This window comes from Sorangium sp. So ce296 (genome assembly GCF_051529605.1).
Taxonomy (GTDB): domain Bacteria; phylum Myxococcota_A; class Polyangia; order Polyangiales; family Polyangiaceae; genus Sorangium; species Sorangium cellulosum_D.
Map to the genome: position 1 here is coordinate 10,298,320 of NZ_CP150325.1, position 16,504 is coordinate 10,314,823.

12 protein-coding genes are annotated in these 16,504 nt (G+C 73.9%); 6 read left to right on the plus strand and 6 right to left on the minus strand.

Going from position 1 to position 16,504, the window contains the following annotated elements; genetic code table 11:
- Window positions 1-243 precede the first annotated feature (243 nt).
- The 3 genes from WME98_RS38335 to WME98_RS38345 all read right to left on the minus strand — a co-directional run bounded on the left by WME98_RS38335 (window position 244) and on the right by WME98_RS38345 (window position 4,116).
- Window positions 244-1,113, minus strand: coding sequence for a hypothetical protein (locus WME98_RS38335; RefSeq protein WP_437946670.1), 870 nt, complete (start codon window positions 1,111-1,113; stop codon window positions 244-246).
- Between the two features lie 860 nt (window positions 1,114-1,973).
- Window positions 1,974-3,122 (minus strand): hypothetical protein, encoded by a 1,149-nt coding sequence (locus tag WME98_RS38340; protein WP_437946671.1) that lies wholly within the window; start codon window positions 3,120-3,122, stop codon window positions 1,974-1,976.
- A 379-nt stretch (window positions 3,123-3,501) separates the two neighbouring features.
- Window positions 3,502-4,116, minus strand: coding sequence for a response regulator transcription factor (locus tag WME98_RS38345; protein ID WP_437946672.1), 615 nt, complete (start codon window positions 4,114-4,116; stop codon window positions 3,502-3,504).
- On the opposite strand from WME98_RS38345, the gene WME98_RS38350 reads away from it, so the two are divergent.
- From WME98_RS38350 to WME98_RS38360, 3 genes are all read left to right on the plus strand, one after another.
- Window positions 4,115-5,500 carry a hybrid sensor histidine kinase/response regulator gene (locus WME98_RS38350; protein ID WP_437946673.1) on the plus strand — a complete coding sequence of 462 codons (1,386 nt, stop codon included), beginning with the start codon at window positions 4,115-4,117 and terminating at the stop codon, window positions 5,498-5,500. The two genes, WME98_RS38345 and WME98_RS38350, sit on opposite strands and share 2 nt — an antisense overlap.
- Window positions 5,501-5,551: 51 nt before the next feature.
- A complete protein-coding gene (locus WME98_RS38355; RefSeq protein WP_437946674.1) occupies window positions 5,552-6,922 on the plus strand; it encodes a hybrid sensor histidine kinase/response regulator in 1,371 nt (456 codons plus the stop codon).
- Between the two features lie 272 nt (window positions 6,923-7,194).
- Window positions 7,195-7,599 (plus strand): hypothetical protein, encoded by a 405-nt coding sequence (locus WME98_RS38360; RefSeq protein ID WP_061629006.1) that lies wholly within the window; start codon window positions 7,195-7,197, stop codon window positions 7,597-7,599.
- Between the two features lie 121 nt (window positions 7,600-7,720).
- Here WME98_RS38360 and WME98_RS38365 read toward each other — a convergent pair whose 3' ends face one another.
- Window positions 7,721-8,725: an STAS domain-containing protein gene (locus tag WME98_RS38365; RefSeq protein WP_437946675.1), complete on the minus strand. Its 1,005-nt coding sequence runs from the start codon at window positions 8,723-8,725 to the stop codon at window positions 7,721-7,723.
- A 6-nt stretch (window positions 8,726-8,731) separates the two neighbouring features.
- On the minus strand, window positions 8,732-9,919 hold the full coding sequence (locus tag WME98_RS38370; RefSeq protein WP_437946676.1) for an FIST signal transduction protein: 1,188 nt from the start codon (window positions 9,917-9,919) through the stop codon (window positions 8,732-8,734).
- A gap of 453 nt (window positions 9,920-10,372) precedes the next feature.
- On the opposite strand from WME98_RS38370, the gene WME98_RS38375 reads away from it, so the two are divergent.
- Window positions 10,373-11,236: a Uma2 family endonuclease gene (locus WME98_RS38375; RefSeq protein WP_437946678.1), complete on the plus strand. Its 864-nt coding sequence runs from the start codon at window positions 10,373-10,375 to the stop codon at window positions 11,234-11,236.
- A 33-nt stretch (window positions 11,237-11,269) separates the two neighbouring features.
- Here the strand turns inward: WME98_RS38375 and WME98_RS38380 are convergent, their stop codons facing one another.
- A complete protein-coding gene (locus WME98_RS38380) occupies window positions 11,270-11,668 on the minus strand; it encodes a hypothetical protein (RefSeq protein ID WP_437946679.1) in 399 nt (132 codons plus the stop codon).
- A 96-nt stretch (window positions 11,669-11,764) separates the two neighbouring features.
- Here WME98_RS38380 and WME98_RS38385 point away from each other — a divergent pair, with 96 nt between their 5' ends.
- Window positions 11,765-13,285 carry a DUF1990 family protein gene (locus tag WME98_RS38385; RefSeq protein WP_437946681.1) on the plus strand — a complete coding sequence of 507 codons (1,521 nt, stop codon included), beginning with the start codon at window positions 11,765-11,767 and terminating at the stop codon, window positions 13,283-13,285.
- Between the two features lie 221 nt (window positions 13,286-13,506).
- Window positions 13,507-16,437 carry a DUF2169 domain-containing protein gene (locus WME98_RS38390; RefSeq protein ID WP_437946683.1) on the plus strand — a complete coding sequence of 977 codons (2,931 nt, stop codon included), beginning with the start codon at window positions 13,507-13,509 and terminating at the stop codon, window positions 16,435-16,437.
- Window positions 16,438-16,504 lie beyond the last annotated feature (67 nt).

Sequence of the window (16,504 nt, forward strand, 5' to 3'; positions counted from 1 at the left end):
AGTCAAGCGATGAGTTGAGCCGGTACCCCTTGCCTATGCTGAGCTCTAGGCATTCATCAGGGGGTCTGTGCTCGGTTGACGTCCATGCGGCAACAGGGATTGCGCTGTGCCGAAAACGCTTTCGGCCGTCCGCGCTGGAGGCGCAGCAAGGCCCGATCGATCGGACGGTGCATCAATATCATCGCCCGCCCATCGCCCTGGGTGTGGCCCTGGCGGCGCTCAGCGGGGGCGACCATGCCATCACTAGGACCATGATGCAGCGCTCGATGAGCTTCCTCCTGCGACCGCCGCCGGTCCAGCCGGCGCCTCGTCCGGCGGCGCCGTCGTGGTGTCGGTGGACGACGTCGCGCGGCCCGTGCGCCCCTTGTAGAGCGACGGGGCGATCGCGTCGGCGTCCTCCTCGTCCCAGCGCAGGTAAGCGACGGCGCGGCGGATCTGGTCGTAGGCATAGACGAGCAGCGAGAAGGCGCGCGCCCGCTTGTCCGCGGCCTCGGTCGGCCCGGGTCCCTTGCCGTGCTCCCTGATCCCGAGGGCCGCGAGCAGCTGCGGCCCGACCTCCCCGGCGCGCTTCACCTCCTTCTCGGTCGCCGCCGTCTTGCAGGCGATCTCGGACCAGCTCGCGGTGAAGAGCGCCGAGAGCGCCACGAGGTCGTTCGCCGTGTCGATGTGCCCTTGCCCCGCGCGGATGTCCGCGACCGCCTCTGCGTCGAGCAGGCCGCGGCGAGCGAGCGCCTCGGCGTCGCCGAGCAGGTTCTCGCGCAGCGGCGCCGCCTCGGCGAGGAGCGGCTTCACCGCGCTCTCGGCATCTCCGCTGGACAGCCACAGGAGGTGCGCGTACCAGGCGGCGAGCGCGTAGATCTCGAGCCGGTCGAGCCGCGCGAGCTCGAACGTCGGCAGGTGCTCCGCGACGGCGGGGCGCAGCGCCCGGAGGCCGGGCAGCACGCCGAGCACCTGGGAGACCACGCGGGGAACGTCGAGGTTCAGGGGGATGAGCCGATCCGGGCTCAGGGCCTCGATCTCGGGAAGCGCCTTGTCGAACGCCGCCGCCGCCTGGGGCGGGGCCGAGGGCTTCCTGGGAGCGGGCTTTTTCTTGACCGAAGAAGATTTCGCCATGAGGGGATCACCTCTCGCTTGTATTCATCGCCGAGCAGTGGAGGACAGGAAAGGACACGCCCTCTACCCCCCGCGATGGATGTTGTCGTGAGCGCCCGGCGCGCGCCGGACGTTCCGGGCAGGCATAACGACGCGTCTCCATGCGTCAACGTGCCTGGCAAGATCCTGACGACAGGCCGCCCGAGCTCGTGAGCTTGCGCGTGGGCAGCGCGGCAGCCCTGCCAGGAGCGGTTCCGGTCCCGCAGGACAAGCTCAGCTAAGCTGTTCGGACCGTTTCCGGTGGGTCGAGGGCAGCGCGGCAGCCTTTCCCGGACCGTTTCCGGTGGGTCGAGGGCAGCGCGGCAGCCTTTCCCGGACCGTTTCCGGTAGGTCGAGGGCAGCGCGGCAGCCTTTCCCGGACCGTTTCCGGTAGGTCGAGGGCAGCGTGGCAGCCTTTCCCGGACCGTTTCCGGTAGGTCGAGGGCAGCGCGGCAGCCCTTCCCGGACCGTGTCCGGTGGCGGGAAGGCAGCGCGGCAGCCCTTCCCGGACCGTGTCCGGTGGCGGGAAGGCAGCGCGGCAGCCCTTCCCAGACCGTGTCCGGTGCCTCCAGGGCACCGCGCGGCCCGGGTCGAGCGCTCACTTCGGTGTGGGTGTCTGCTCCTCGGGCACCTCGTCTCTTTCCCAATGAATCGATGCCTCCGCCCACCGTCGCGAGGTCCGCGAGCCGTCGTCGCAGGTGCAGGGGCTTCGCCATGGGGACCTCGGTCCTATAAAGGCCTTCGCGGCGGGCGAAGGGACGCTCCTGCCCGTCGCCCGCCCTCCTCGCGGCCGCCTGGTCGCGACCGCACCTCGCGCGGCCACGACCAGGCGCCGACCTCGATCACTTGGCCTTGATCATCCGCCACGAGCCGGTGCCCTGGCCGGCTCGGTCCGCGTACGCTCCGGTGACCACATCGTACTTGTTGCCGACGGCGCCGCCGTAGGTGTCCAGGAAGCCGCCAGGCGCGTTGTTGTAGGTCGTCGCGTTGAAGAAGTTGACGACGTCGAGCTCTCTGATCTTCTTGTCGCCCGGATACGAGCTCTTGGCGAGGACCTTCCACTTCGCCGTGCCGACGCCGGCCCGATCCTGCTGGGCAGCCGTCCCGACCTGGTAGATGCACGGGGCGGGGGAGGCGGTCCCGCAGGCGTCCAGGTACCCGCCGTCACCGCCGTAGAGGTTCTTCAGGTAGATGACGTCGCCGCTCTGGACGTCACCGCCGCTGGGCTTCCCTGTCGCGGAGAGGATCTCCCAGGTGCCGGTGCCCGGAGCACGCGTGGGCGTGTCCGACGTCGACACGTCGTACTTGATGCCCGTGTTGCTCGCGTTGCACGTGTCGAGGTAACCCCCCTGCCAGCTCTGGTAACCGTTCTGGATGTGAACCTTGTCGCCATACTTCAGCACGTCCTTGAGCGGCACCTTCGTGAACCGCCAGGAGCTCGTGCCTTCGCCGGACCTGTCCGCGTAGGCGCTGGTGACCACGCCGTACTTGTTGACGGAGGCGTTGCCGGGGGGAGCTCCGTAAGTGTCCAGGAAGCCGCCGGGCGCGTTGTTGTACGTGGTCTCGTTGAAGAGGTGAACGACGTCGCTCTCCCTCACCTTGTTGTCCGTGGGCGCCGAGGTCTGGGCGAACACCCGCCACCGCGACGTGCCGTTGCTGTCCCGGTCCGGCTTGGCTGCAGTCCCGACCTGGTAGATGCAGGGATCCGGGGAGGCGTCCCCCGCCACGTCCAGGTACCCGCCATCGCCGCCGTAGAGGTTCTTCAGGTAGATGACGTCGCCGCTCAGCACGTCCTGCCCCCTGGCTTTCCCGGTCGCGGAGACGATCTCCCACGTGCCGGTGCCGTCGGCGCGCGTGGGCGTATCGGAGGTCGACACGCCGTACTTGATGCCTGTGTTGCTCGCTCCACACGAGTCGAGATAACCTCCCTGCCAGTTCTGGTAGCCGTTCTGGATGTGGACCCTGTCGCCGTACTTGAGCACGTCTCCCATGGTATTCTCCTCTGTTGGATCGTCTGTCCGTGCAGATGCCGTCTTCGCCGGCCAAGACGCGTCCGTGTGCGCCAGCGCCGTCGGCGCGGTCTCGCCGCCGGTCAGCGCACCCCCCCGGGCCCGCGTTTCCCGCCTAAGACTGGCGCTTGTTTAGAAACTGCGCGCCTTGCCCGCAATGGGACCTTGGTCCTACGAGGTCTGTCGAACCGGCCGCGCGCGCCTGGCGAGCACCCCAGATGCTACGCCCCTCCTCCGCCGGCAAACGCCTGGACCTCGGGGATCGTTCGACGCGTCTTGATACCCCACGGCGAGCGCCTGCGTCGGGCTCGGCGGAGCAGCTCGGCGCGTCGCCGCCGCCCGCGCCCTCCGCGCGCCGGGCTCAGGGCCCCTGGAGCCGATCCACGAGCCGCACGAGCTCCGCCACCGACTCCACGCCGAGCTTCTCCATCACCCGGCCGCGGTGCACCTTGATCGTCTTCTCCGCCGCGCCGAGCTCATCGGCGATCTGCTTGTTCAGGAGCCCCTGCGCGACCCGCAGGCACACCTCGCGCTCGCGCGGGGTCAGCGCCTCGAAGCGCGTCCGCAGCGCCTGCTGCTCGCCCCGGGCGGCGCGCGCCTCGGCGTCGCGCGCGATGGCGCGCTCCACCGCCGCGAGCAGGTCGGTGTCGTCGCAGGGCTTCGTGAGGAAGTCGACCGCGCCCGCCTTCATCGCCCGCACCGAGCTCGACACGTCGCCGTGGCCGGTCAGGAACACGATCGGCAGGGGGCACCCCCGCCGCGCGAGCTCGTCCTGCAGCTCGAGCCCGCCCAGGCCGGGCATGCGCAGATCGACGACCACGCAGCCCGGCCGCTCCGAGGGGGCGCGCTCCAGGAACGCTTCGGGCGACGCGTACCCCTCCACCGCATACCCCGCCGAGCGCAGCAGCCGCTCGAGGGCGCGCAGCACCGAGGGGTCGTCGTCCACAACGAACACGGTGGGCGAGGTCGCATGCATGGCGGCGGCCGCATTTCACGCCGAACCCGCCGAGGGCGTCAACCGCGGGCAGGGCGAGGCGGCAGCGAAGCGCTTGACGCACCCGACGGCGCGCTGGCATCTGCTCTCCACCATGGCGTCGGACCGCCGCGCGCTCGTCTTGCTGGTGGACGACGACCCCAGCAGCCTCAAGCTGCTCTCCGAGGCCCTCGCGGGCCAGCCGATCACCCTCGCCGTGGCCATCGACGGGGAGATGGCGCTGCGGCAGATCCGGCGCGAGGCGCCCGATCTCGTCCTGCTCGACGCCGTGATGCCGGGCCTCTCCGGCTTCGAGGTCTGCCGCCGGCTCAAGGAAGATCCGGCGACGCGCGCCGTCCCCGTCCTGTTCATGACCGTGCTCTCCGACACGGCGAGCCGGGTGCGCGGGCTCGAGCTCGGCGCCGTCGATTACGTGAGCAAGCCGTTCGTCCGCGAGGAGCTCGTGGCCCGCGTGCGGGCGCAGCTCGCGATCCACGCCGCGGCGCGGGCGCTGTCGGAGAAGAACGAGGAGCTCGCGGCCGCCCGGGCGTCGCTGGAGCTCGAGGTGGCGCGGCGGACGGAGGAGCTGCGCGCGGCCAACCAGCGCCTGGAGCGCGAGCTCGAGCTCAACCGGGCCGCCGAGCTCAAGGTGCGGAAGGCCCAGGAGGAGCTCGCCCACCTCAACCGGGTGTCGGCGATGAGCGAGCTCGCGGCCTCGATCGCGCACGAGCTGAACCAGCCGCTCGCCGCGATCCTGAGCAACGCGCAGGCGGCGCAGCGGCTCCTCGGGCAGGCGCCGCCGGACATCGCCGAGGCGCGCGCCGCGCTCGACGACATCGCGGCGGACGGCCGCCGCGCCGGGAAGGTCATCGAGCGGATGCGCGCGATGCTCCGCAAGGGCGAGCTCAGCGCGGTCGCGCTGGACCTCCGCGAGCTCGTCCGCGAGGTGGCCCGGCTCCTGGCCAGCGCGGCGCTCCTCGCGGGCGCGACCCTGCGGATCGAGCTCGCGCCGGGCCTGCCGCGCGTCCGGGGCGACGGGATCCAGCTCCAGCAGGTGCTCCTCAACCTCCTCGTCAACGCCCTCGACGCGGTCTCCCGCCGTCCGCCCGAGGCGCGCCTCGTCGTGGTGCGGGCCCGCCCGGCCGACGGCGGCAGCGTCGAGCTCTCGGTGGCAGACTCCGGCGAGGGGGTCCCCCCGGCGGACCTCGAGCGGATCTTCGAGCCGTTCTTCACGTCGAAGGCCCAGGGGCTCGGCGTCGGCCTCGCCATCAGCCGCTCGATCGCCGAGGCGCACGGCGGCCGGCTGTGGGCCGAGTGCGGCCCCGGCCAGGGGGCGACGTTCCGCTGTACGCTGCCGGTGTGGCGCGAGGGCGAGGGCGCGCCCTGAGACCAAGGTCCCATGGTCGACCGCGGGGAGGCGTGGCACAGATTGTCTGTCATGGCAGCACCTCGATCCCGCGCTCAGGCCGCCGAGGGGGTCCAGGGCGGCGAGGCGCTCGACGCGCGCGCCGACCCGCTGGCGTCGGGCTCCCGGCTGGCGCGAGCCCGACCGCCGCTCGTCCTGATCGTGGACGGCGATCCCGAGAGCCGCGGGTCGCTCGCGGACGCCCTCTCGGGCCAGCCGTTCGACGTCGCGGAGGTCGGCGATGGAGAGGCGGCGCTCCAGCAGATCCGCTGCGAGGAGCCCGATCTGGTCCTGCTCGACGCCGCGGTGCCGGGCCTCTCCGGGTTCGAGCTCTGCCGCCGCCTCAAGGAGGAGCCGGCGACGCACGAGATCCCGGTCCTCTTCGTGACCGCGCTCGCCGACGCGGCGGGCCGGGCGCGGGGGATCGAGCTCGGCGCGGTCGACGGCGTGGCCAGGCCGTTCGTCCGCGAGGAGCTCGTGGCCCGCGTGCGGGCGCAGCTCGCCGCGCGCGCGGCGGCGAGGGCGCTGTCGGACATGCACGAGGAGCTCGCGCGCTCCCGGGCCTCGCTGGAGCTCGAGGTGTCGCGGCGGACGGAGGCGCTCCGCGCGGAGATCCAGCGCCTCGAGCGCACGATCGCGCTGAGCCGGGCCGCCGAGGGCGAGGCGCAGGCGGCGCGGGAGGAGCTCGCGGGCCTGAGCCGGGTGTCGGCGATGCGCGCGCTCGGGGCGTCGATCGCGCACGAGCTGAACCAGCCGCTCGCCGCGATCCTGAGCAACGCGCAGGCGGCGCAGCGGCTGCTCGCGCGGACCCCGCCGGACGTCGTCGAGGTGCGCGCCGCGCTCGACGACATCGCGGCGGACGACCGTCGCGCCGCGGAGATCATCCGGCGGATGCGCGCGCGGCTCGGCGAGGGCGAGCTCGGCGCGGCCGCGCTGGACCTGAACGAGCTCGTCCGCGAGGTGCGCCGGCTGCTGGCGGGCGCCGCGCACCGCGCCGGCGCGACCGTGCGGAGCGAGCTCGCGCCGGGCCTGCCGCGCGTCCGGGGCGACGCCGCCGGGCTGCAGCTGGTGCTCAGCAACCTGGTCGCCAACGCGCTCGATGCGGTCTCCTGCCGCCCGCCCGAGGCGCGCCGCGTGGTGGTCCGGACGCACGCGGGCGGAGAGGGCCGCGTCGAGCTCTCGGTGACGGACTCCGGCGAGGGCGTCCCGGCCGAGGATCTCGAGCGGATCTTCGAGCCGTTCTTCACCACGAAGGCCCGGGGGCTCGGCGTGGGCCTGGCGATCGGCCGCTCGATCGTCGAGGCGCACGGCGGCCGGCTGTGGGCCGAGCGCGTCCCCGGCGAGGGGGCGACGCTCCGCTGCGCGCTGCCGGCGTGGGACGAGGGCGCGCGCCCCGCTGGGTGACCCCGGCGCGTCGCGCCCGGCGCCGGGGCTGCCCGGAGCCTCCGGGGATGCGCTGAGGCAGCTTGTCTCATCCGTGGCTGCCTGCCGCGGGGGCGCCTCCTCCAGCCGCGGAGCGACGGCGAGGCGGCGGCCCGGACGCTGCTCTAAGCGTTTGTATTTCCTGGTCATTTCTGCATGCGCTCGCGGCGGCACCGTTCGTGTAACGGCCCCCCTCACGCGCCGGGCTCGGCCTCCGTGCTGGCCCCTTTCCGCGCGCCCGATGGGAGGTATCCATGACGCAGTCGATCAATCCGAGGTGGTGGGATGAGCACAAGACGTCCGGCTGGGAGCGCGTGAAGGAAGCGCTGCGCCGCGACTGGGAGCAGACCAAGGCGGACTTCACCAACAACAAGGGGCAGGAGCTCAATCAGGACGTGGACGACACGGTAAAGCAGGCGCTCGGCAAGCAGCCGATCCCGCCGCGGCACGTGCCGAACAGCGACTGGGACGACGTCGAGCCGGGCCTGCGCTACGGCTGGGGCGCGGCGAGCCAGTACACCGAGCACCGCGACTGGGACGACCGGGTCGAGAGCAAGCTCCGGGAGGAGTGGAACGACCTCAAGAGCGGGCGCACGTGGGACGAGGCCAAGAGCGCCGTCCGGCGCGGGTGGGATTCGGCGCGCCGCAAGGCGTCCTGAGCCGCACGCGGGCAGCGGGCCCGGCGGGCGGCGCGCGGGGCTGGGCGCGCCGTCCACCTGGCCGATGCGCCGGCGGCCGCTATCTACGCCCGCGAGCGGCTACTGCGCCCGCGAGCGGCTACTACGCCCGCGAGCGGCTACTACGCACGCGGGCGGAGAGCAGCGTCCGCAGCGCGTCGTGCAGGCGGCGGTGCGTCGTGATGTCGCCCCACGCGAAGCCCTCCCGCGCGAGCTCCCGGGCGACCTCGGGGCCGATGCCGGCGAGCACGCAGGCGCTGCCGAGGAGCCTCACCGCCGCCGCCACGCGCAAGAAGAGCGTGAGCGCGTTCGCCTCCATCCGGTCGAGCCCGGTGACGTCGATGACCACCGCGCGCGCCCTCGTGGCGTTCACGGCGGCGAGGAGCCGCTCCATCAGGTGCCCGCAACGCTCCTCGTCCATGGAGCCGATCACGGGGACGCAGAGGATCTGGCTCCACACCTCGAGGATGGGCACGGACAGGGCGCGCATCGCGGCGCGCTGGTGCTCGATGAGCGTGAGCTTCTCCTGGATCTCCCGCTCGTGGGCGAGCTCGCGTGCCCGGGCGAGCTCCTCCTCCGCGCGGACGCGCGCGAGCGCCTGCGAGGCCGCGGGCAGGAGGCGACGGACGAGGCTGACATGGCGCGCGTCGAAGTAGGCGCGGGCGGGATGGGTGAGCACGAGCAACGCCCGCTCTGGCCCGGCCTGAAGGGGCGCGTGGAGCGCGGAGCCGCACCGCTCCAGGACGGACGCCGGCTGGCGCTGCCACTCGGCGAGCTGGGCGAGGTCGAAGCTGGCCACCGGCCGGCCCGCGAGGGCGCGATCGAACGCGGGCCCGCGCCGCCACACGGTGGCTGACAGGCGCGGATCGGTGGAGGCGACGACGTGGCCGTCAGCGCCTTCGGCGAAGGCGATCACGAGCCCGGCGGCGGCCCCGACGGTCCGCGCGGTCGCCTCGACGATGCGCGCCAGCGTCTCCGCGAAGGTCCCCGGCTCGGTGAAGAGCAGGAGCGCCTCCGCCAGCCCCTCGGCCTCCAGGCGGAGCGCCCGCTCCTCCTCGCGCGCGCGTTGCAGCTCGGCGATGGTCTCTCGGGCAGCCTCGTCCTCCATCACATCTCACTGCCCGAGCAGGAGGACGGCGATGGAGAGGTTCGCGTGCTGGTTCCTGCCCCGCGTGAAGCACCCTTGTTCACCGAAGGTGAACCTGCCCAGGAAGGGTGTCGCTCCGAGCGACGCGATCACCCCCTCGACCACGCGGTCGAGCTCGTCGCGCACGGCGAGCATGCACCCCGCGCAGAAGATCACGAGCGCGCCCTGCGCGCGGAACGGGCGCGGCGCGGACGCCAGCGCGGCGTCGACCACGGAGCGGACTCGGCCGATCAGGCTCTCCCGCGATCCGCTCATGAGCACGAGCTCGTCGCCATCGTGGATGTTCGCGCTGAACGTCATGGATTTGTCCTCCTCCACGGTGCTCGGATGGATGAGCAGGAACTGGGGGACCTTGCCGATCCAGCCCGAGGGCCGCCCGAGCGGGTGCAGCGCGGTCTGCTCCAGGATGGTGCCGCCGCCCAGCTGCGCGGAGATCAGGCCGCCGGTCCATCGGTCGTAGACCTCGGCGGCCGGGAGCCCGTCGATCTCGGGCAGGCGCCTGCCCGCGGCGCGGGTGACGCGGCAGCGGTGCTCGGTGGGGGCGTAGCCGCTGCTGAATGCATAGGAGATCTCCCCCGACGGGTAGAGGGCGGAGAGCAGCGCCGATCCCTTGCAGGCGCGCCCGCGCTCCAGCTGGGATTGCTGCCCGTCGAGGGAGTCTGCTGCAGAGGAGCCGCCGAACACAGGCACGTTGGGGCCGACCACGTCCGCGATGCCGAGCAGGATGTCCTCCTCCGCGCCGGTCTGCGCGGTGAGCCAGAACAGGGCCGGGAGCTCGCCGGCTCGCCCGGCGTCCTCGATGGCGCGGCGCGCGGCGCGCGCGCCCGCTTCGCGCGGCGCCCCGCCGATCGGCTCGGCGGCGACTCCATAAGCACCTTGCGCGTCGGCGACCCCGAGCAGGGCGAGGCCGGGACCGGACATGCCGTGGACTCCGGCAGAGGTCATGACGGACAGGCATGAGCTCGAGCCGTGGACGCGAACCGACGCCGGGAGCGCCGCGGTGGCGCGCGCGAGCTCGTCCACATCATAACGCTCCGTGTAGCTCAGGAAGATGTGGTCGGGGGCTGCGCCGAGGCGCGCGTGGAGCGCGGACATGGCCTCGTCGAACGCCGCGCCCGCCGTCGCTGCGGTCGACGCCGAGGTCGCTATCTTCATCTGCCCTGTCCTCCCTGGTTCACGGTCCGGCCCGCCGAGACCGGCGCGCTCGCCGGAGATGCGGAGTCGTCCTCGGTCGTGGTCCTACCATCTCTCTCCCGCGTGTCGCTCTCCCGCTGGCGAGGAGCGGGGCGGTCATCAGGTACCTATACACGAACGGGCGCCGTCCCTCGCCGCGATTCGGCTGCGTCCCGGGCGCTGGCCAGGTCGGGGCGCCCACCGCCGACCCGACCCGGGCTGCCGGGCGCACGTGAGCGACCCCGGCGGCGCGGAGCCCGCTTACGTCCGCTGCCTGCGGCTCGTGCAGGGGAATCCGACATGCGCTGTCCTTTCTGCCGCCGCTATCTCGGCGAGGACGGTGCTAAGGTCCTCGGCATGGTCCAACCCGCCTCCGGAACGCCGCGGCCGCCCGCCCCCCCGCCGATTGCTCCGACGGAGGCCGAATGGCGCGCGATGACGCCGGCTGAGCGCGAGCGCCTGCTGGTGCAGATCCTCGACGCCCTGTCGGACCCGAAGAGCGCCATGGCCGAAGGTCGGCCCCACCACAAGGCCAAGGGGCGAGCAATCGACATGCTCACCCTGCACTTCGGGACGACGGGGCGCGCCATCTACCTCGCCGAGGAGTTGGCGGTCCTGTACCCGGGCGAAGAGGTGTTCGCGCCGGACATCCTCGCGGTGCTGGATGTTCCGCAGCCCGAGGATGACCCTCGGATGGCGTGGGTGGTGGCCGACGAGGGCAGGGGGCTGAGCATGGTGCTGGAGGTGCTGCACCAGGGCGACCGGAAGAAGGATCTCGTCGCCAACGTCGAGCGCTACGCGCGCCTGGGGATCCCGGAGTACTTCGTCTACGACCGGCTCCGGCAGCAGGTCCACGGCTACCGGCTGCCCGCGCCGGATGCCGAGCGCTACCAGCGTATCGTGCCGCAGATGGGGCGTTACGCTTCGGCGGTGCTGGGCCTCGATCTGGCGGTCGTCGGCGACCGGCTGCAGTTCTTCTACGGCATGGCCGAGCTGTTCGGATCCGCGGATCTGATCGGCCGCTTGAAGGGGATGATGGCGAGCCTGGAGTCGAGGGCCGAGCAGGCGCAGGCGCAGGCGGAGCAGGCGCAGGCGCAGGCGGAGCAGGCGCAGGTGCAGGCCGAGGCGGCCATGGCGGGCCTGCGAGAGGCCCTCCTGGCCGCGCTCGCCATGCGCGGCATCCCGTGCCCGGACGAGGCGCGCGCGCGTCTGCTGGCCTGTCAGGACCCCGCGACGCTGCAGCGCTGGCTGCTGCGGGCGATGAGCGCCCGCTCGCTCGATGAGGTCCTCGCCGGATAGGCGAAGCGGCAGGCTCGCCCTGCACGGGAGACGCTACCGCGCGAGCCCTTCCTCCCCGCAGAGCGCGTCGTACCAGCGCGCGTAGCTCGTGGACGCGACCAAGCGTCGGTTCTCGTCGGGCGCGCCGTCGCTCCACCACGGCGGTCCCCGCTCGCCCAGCGCGATCTTCGCCTCGTTCACGCTACGGCGGGCCGCGCGCAGCGCCCCCGCGTCGCCCGCGCGCAGCGCGCGTCCGACCTCGCGCCGCGCCGCCATGAGATCGGAGACGAGGCGCCTCCGCGCGTCCTCCGGCAGCGCGGGGTTGGCCCGACGCCACAGGCGCCCGCGCACGATCAGGTAGCGGCCGTCGGGCGTGACGAGCGGCCCCTGCGAGGCGCCTCCGCGCGGCGAGGCGGTGCCGGGGCGCTGCGCGCCGGTGATGCGCGGGCTCATGCCGCGCCTGCAAGCAAGTCCCGGGCACGCCGCGAGCCGGGGCTGGCACGGCCTTCGCCTGTCGTCGCCCATCCGATGGGTGCAGAAGGAGAACGGATGATGAAGGTTCTGGTGACCGGCGGCACAGGGGTGGTGGGCCCGGAGGTGGTGCGGCGGCTCCTGCGGAGAGGGCACGGCGTCCGGCTCCTGTCGCGCCACGCGAGCGACGATCGCAAGCCGTTCGAGGGCGACGTCGAGGCGTTCGACGGCGACATCGGCGACGCCGCGTCGATCCGCGGCGCCGCCGACGGGTGCGACGCGGTGATTCACCTGGCGGCGACCGTCGCCGAGCGGCCTCCGCAGGTCACGTTCGAGCGCGTGAACGTCGAGGGCACACGCAACATCGTCGCCGAGGCCGAGCGAGCGCGCGTCCAGCGCTTCGTCTACGTCTCGTCGCTCGGCGCCGATCGCGGCGAGTCGGATTACCATCGCTCGAAGAAGGCGGGCGAGGAGATCGCCCGCACCTTCTCGCGCGCGTGGATCATCCTCAGGCCCGGCAACGTCTTCGGGCCGGGCGACGAGCAGATCTCGCTCCTGCTCAAGATGGTGCGCACGCTGCCGGTCGTGCCGCTCGTCGGCAAGGGCGACGACCCGTTCCAGCCGATCTGGTGCGAGGACTGCGGCGAGGCGCTCGCCATGGCGGCCGAGCGCGCCGACCTGGCGGGGCGCGAGCTCGACCTGGCGGGCCCGGAGCTGACCTCGATGAACCAGGTGCTCGACCGCTTCGAGGCCATGACCGACCGGCACCCGACCCGGATCCCGCTGCCGGCGTGGATCGAGTCGACGGGGGCGAAGCTCGCGGCGAAGTTCGGCATCGAGACGCCGGTCAACGCCGACCAGATCACGATGGTGACCGAGGGGAACGTCATCCCCGAGGGCCGCGAGAACGCCCTCGACGTGCTCGGCGTGAAGGCGACCCCCCTCGACGAGAGCCTGGCCAAGCTCGGCGATTCGCTCCCGGAGCGGCTCCCGTCCGAGGGGCTCGGCCCGATGCACCGCAAGATCTACCGCGCCGTGATCCGCGGCGCGCGCCTCGACGCCGAGGGGCTCATCGCGCTCGTGCGCGACGAGTTCCCGGAGCTGACGCCGCGCAAGACGGTCGTCGTCGGCGCCGAGCCCGAGAGCCCGACGCGCATCGCGCCGGGCGCGACGCTCACGATGGCCCTGCCGCTGCGCGGGCACGTCCAGGTGCGCGTCGAGGAGGTCTCGCCCCGCGCGATCACCCTCGCCACGCTCGAGGGCCACCCGCTGGCCGGCGCCGTGCGCTTCCTGGCCGAGCCCGCGCCAGGCGGCGACGGGTCGGTGCGCTTCGAGGTGCAGACGTGGAACCGCGCCTCGACGCTCGCCGACCTCCTGGTCATGGAGACGCTGGGCGGGGCGATCCAGACGTACACGTGGACCTCGCTCGTCGAGACCGTCATCGAGCGCAGCGGCGGCCGCGCCGAGAAGGGCGTGGAGGTGATCCGCGACGACCCCGACGAGCGCGAGGGCAACGCGTTCGAGCGCTGGCTGGAGGAGCTCATCCACCGCCGCGTCCGGCGCGACGGCGCCCCCGCGCCCGCGATGGCCGCGGGCTGAGCGCCGAGGGCGGAAAGCGGAAAGCGGAAAGCGGAAAGCGGAAAGCGGACACGAGACGCGGTCGGCGCGGCCGAGGCCTGGGTGTGGGCTGGCCCGCGCCAGCCCCGAAGCGCTCCGCAGGAAAGCGGCGCCGCGCGGTGTCGCTTCGTGCCTCGATCGGGCGCGGACCGAGGCAGCCCGCTACGGCTCGCGCTTGTCGTCCGCGGGGCGGCGGGCTTAGAGTGGACGCTCGCCCTCGCGTCTGCCTCGCCGGGCCCGATCCGCCGCACGTGACCTCGCCGTGGCCTGTCCAAGTCGTCGCGCTGAACGCCGTCTCGTGCGGCTCGGTGCTGTGGCAGGCCGGGAGCGCGCAGCGGGTCACGGTCATCGTCAAGGCCACGCTGGCCCTCGCGCACGATCGCCTCGCCTGGCCCATCGCGCCGCTTTCGATCGTGCGCGAGGACCGTCACGGGCCCTCGGGCTCGCTCGAGGCGGCGAGCGAGGTCGCGCCGTACCTGCCGAGCGTGGGGGTGGTGCTGACCGGCCACGCTTACGCGCCGGGCGGGCAGCCGATCGCGACGATGATCGCCCGGCTGGCGATCTACCGCGGGGAGGCGCGCCTGCTCGACAAGCGGCTCAAGATCGTCGGGGATCGCGCCCCCGTCCCGCCGTGGAGATCGCAGCCGTTCCAGCGGATGCCGCTCGTCTACGAGCGCGCCTTCGGCGGGCCCGGGGTGCCCGAGAACCCCGTGGGGGTCGGCGCCGCATCCAGCGCCGCGCCGGCGCTGCCGAACCTGCTCGACCCCGTCCAGCCCACGCGGCCGGCCGGGATGGGGCCGATCTCGCCGCGGTGGCCCGCGCGGCAGCGGCTGCTCGGCGGCGCGGAGCCGCGGGGGGGCGAGCCGCAGCAGGCCGGGCCGACGGCGGGCTTCGACTGGCGTTATTTTCACGCGGCGCCGCCCGATCAGCAGCTGCCGTTCCTGCACGGGGACGAGTGGCTCGTGCTCGACGGGCTGCACCCCGAGCTGCCGCGGGTGCAGACGCAGCTCCCCGCGGCGCGGGCGATGGCGCGCCGCTATCCGGCGGGCGGGGGCGGGCAGGGGCAGCCCGTCGATCTGGCCGCCGACACGCTCGTCATCGATGTGGATCGCCAGATCTGCTCCATCGTGTGGCGCGGCAGCTTCGCGCTCGAGCGCGCCGAGGAGGGGGCGTCGATCCGGGTGTGCGCCGGCCTCGAGATGCCGGGCCATCCGCTCTCGTGGCCCAGCCTGGAGCAGGCCGCGCCTTCGCCGCACGGCCGACCGATCGCGCCGGGCGATCTCGGCACGACGCTCCCCGTCGGCGGCGCGTCGAGGTCGAGCGCGCCGGGCGATCTCGGCACGACGCTCCCCGTCGGCGGCGCGTCGAGGTCGAGCGCGCCGGTGCTGCCGTTCTTGCCGAGCCCAGCAGCCCAGGCGCAGGCCTGGCCCGCCGCGAGCGCCGCGCGGGAGTCGCGGCCGTCGCGGTGGTCGGGCGCCACCCTCGTGGACGAGGAGACGCGGATGCAGGACCCGGCGGAGCTGGCGATGCAGCTGCAGGCGCCGCTCGCGCCGTTCGCGCTGGCGCCGCCCGGGTCGCCCGCGCAGCCGGCCGCGCCCATCCCGGGAGCGCCGTGGGCTCCCCCGGAGCCCGCGCTGCAGCCCAGGCCCGCCGCGCTGCTCCGGCCGATGGACGAGAGCGCGACCGCGCTCGTCGACCTCGATCCGCCGGACGCGCAGGAGGTCGTGCCGGAGACCGAGGACGCGCCTGTGCCGCTGCGGCCATCGGCAGCTGGGTCGGCCGGGAGCACGTCGGCCGGAGAGGGCGCTCCGCCGGCGGTGGAGGCGCCGCGGGTGGTGGCGGCGGTGGAGGCGCCGCCGGCGGTGGAGGCGCCGCCGGCGGTGGAGGCGCCGCCGGCGGTGGAGGCGCCGCCGGCGGTCGTGCCTCGAGCCGCCGATCCGCCGGCGGCCGGCGTCGTGGCGCCCCCGGACCCCGCGGGCGCCGCCGGCGCGGCACCGGCCGCGGGCGCCGCTGCCGTGGACCCCGCGGACGAACGCCTGCGGGCCGAGGTGATCGCGCGGCTGCGGGCCGGCGAGCTGCTCGGAGGGCTCGAGCTCGCGCACGCGGACCTGAGCGGGCTCGACCTGAGCGGCGCCTCGCTGTCCGCGCTCGATCTCCAGGGCGCGAGCCTGCGCGGGACCAAGCTCGCCGGGGCGCGCCTCGCCGACGCGAAGCTCGCCGGCGCGGATCTCGGCGGGGCAGACCTCTCGGGCGCGGATCTGACCCGCGCCGACCTGTCGCGCGCCGTGCTGGAGGGCGCGCGGCTCGACGGCGCCACGCTGCACGAGGCGATCCTCGCCTCGGCCCGCGGCTCAGGGGCGAGCCTCGCGGCCGTGACCGGCGCGCGGGCGAGCTTCGCGCGGGGAGTCTGGGACAGCGCCTCGTTCGAGGGCGCGGACCTGCTCGCCCCCAACCTCTCCGGCGCCTCGCTCGGGGCAGCGCGGTTCACGGGCGCGTCGCTCCCGGAAGCCCGCCTCGACGACGCGCGCGGCGCCGGCGCCGCGTTCGACCGGGCCAGGCTGGGGAACGCGCGCGCGCCGAGCGCGGAGCTCACGGGGTGCTCGTTCCAGGATGCGGCCGCGCCCGGATCGGTCTGGCAGGGCGCAAAGCTCGACGGTTCGCGCTTCGAGGGCGCCGACCTGACCGGCGCCGACCTGTCGCGCACGAGCTGCGCGTCGTCGGTCTTCGCGGGCGCTGACCTGACGGGCGCCAACCTGCAGCGCGCCCAGGGGAACGGCGCCGACCTCGAGGGCGCTCGCCTGACCGGCGCGGATCTGCGGCAGGCGCGGCTCGCGGAGGCGCGCTTCGACGGCGCGTCGCTCGGTCGGGTGATCGCCCACCGCGCCGATCTCGGCGGCTGCCGCCTCGTGCGCGCCGATCTCTCGGGCGCGAACCTGCGCGCCAGCCGGATGCGCGGGGCCGACCTCTCCTTCGCCCGGCTCGATGGGGCGGACCTGCGCGACGCGGAGCTCGACGGGGCGAACGTCTACGGGGCTTCGCGGCAAGGCGCGAAGCTGAGCAAGCGCGACGAGGCGCGGCTGGTCGAGGTCCCGCCCCGGTCGGGGGATCCCGGCGGCGGGGCCGCGGGGAGCTGACGCTCCACCGGGAGCCAGCGCCCCGCGGGCGGTCGACGCTCCGCGGGCAGCCGACGCTCCGCGGGCA

What these genes read in the sequence shown, in the direction of transcription:
- WME98_RS38335 (WP_437946670.1), bottom strand. Translation starts at nt 1,113, where the DNA reads ATGGCGAAATCTTCTTCGGTCAAGAAAAAGCCCGCTCCCAGGAAGCCC.
- WME98_RS38340 (WP_437946671.1), bottom strand. Translation starts at nt 3,122, where the DNA reads ATGGGAGACGTGCTCAAGTACGGCGACAGGGTCCACATCCAGAACGGC.
- WME98_RS38350 (WP_437946673.1), top strand. Translation starts at nt 4,115, where the DNA reads ATGGCGGCGGCCGCATTTCACGCCGAACCCGCCGAGGGCGTCAACCGC.
- WME98_RS38345 (WP_437946672.1), bottom strand. Translation starts at nt 4,116, where the DNA reads ATGCATGCGACCTCGCCCACCGTGTTCGTTGTGGACGACGACCCCTCG.
- WME98_RS38355 (WP_437946674.1), top strand. Translation starts at nt 5,552, where the DNA reads ATGGCAGCACCTCGATCCCGCGCTCAGGCCGCCGAGGGGGTCCAGGGC.
- WME98_RS38360 (WP_061629006.1), top strand. Translation starts at nt 7,195, where the DNA reads ATGACGCAGTCGATCAATCCGAGGTGGTGGGATGAGCACAAGACGTCC.
- WME98_RS38365 (WP_437946675.1), bottom strand. Translation starts at nt 8,725, where the DNA reads ATGGAGGACGAGGCTGCCCGAGAGACCATCGCCGAGCTGCAACGCGCG.
- WME98_RS38370 (WP_437946676.1), bottom strand. Translation starts at nt 9,919, where the DNA reads ATGAAGATAGCGACCTCGGCGTCGACCGCAGCGACGGCGGGCGCGGCG.
- WME98_RS38375 (WP_437946678.1), top strand. Translation starts at nt 10,373, where the DNA reads ATGACGCCGGCTGAGCGCGAGCGCCTGCTGGTGCAGATCCTCGACGCC.
- WME98_RS38380 (WP_437946679.1), bottom strand. Translation starts at nt 11,668, where the DNA reads ATGAGCCCGCGCATCACCGGCGCGCAGCGCCCCGGCACCGCCTCGCCG.
- WME98_RS38385 (WP_437946681.1), top strand. Translation starts at nt 11,765, where the DNA reads ATGATGAAGGTTCTGGTGACCGGCGGCACAGGGGTGGTGGGCCCGGAG.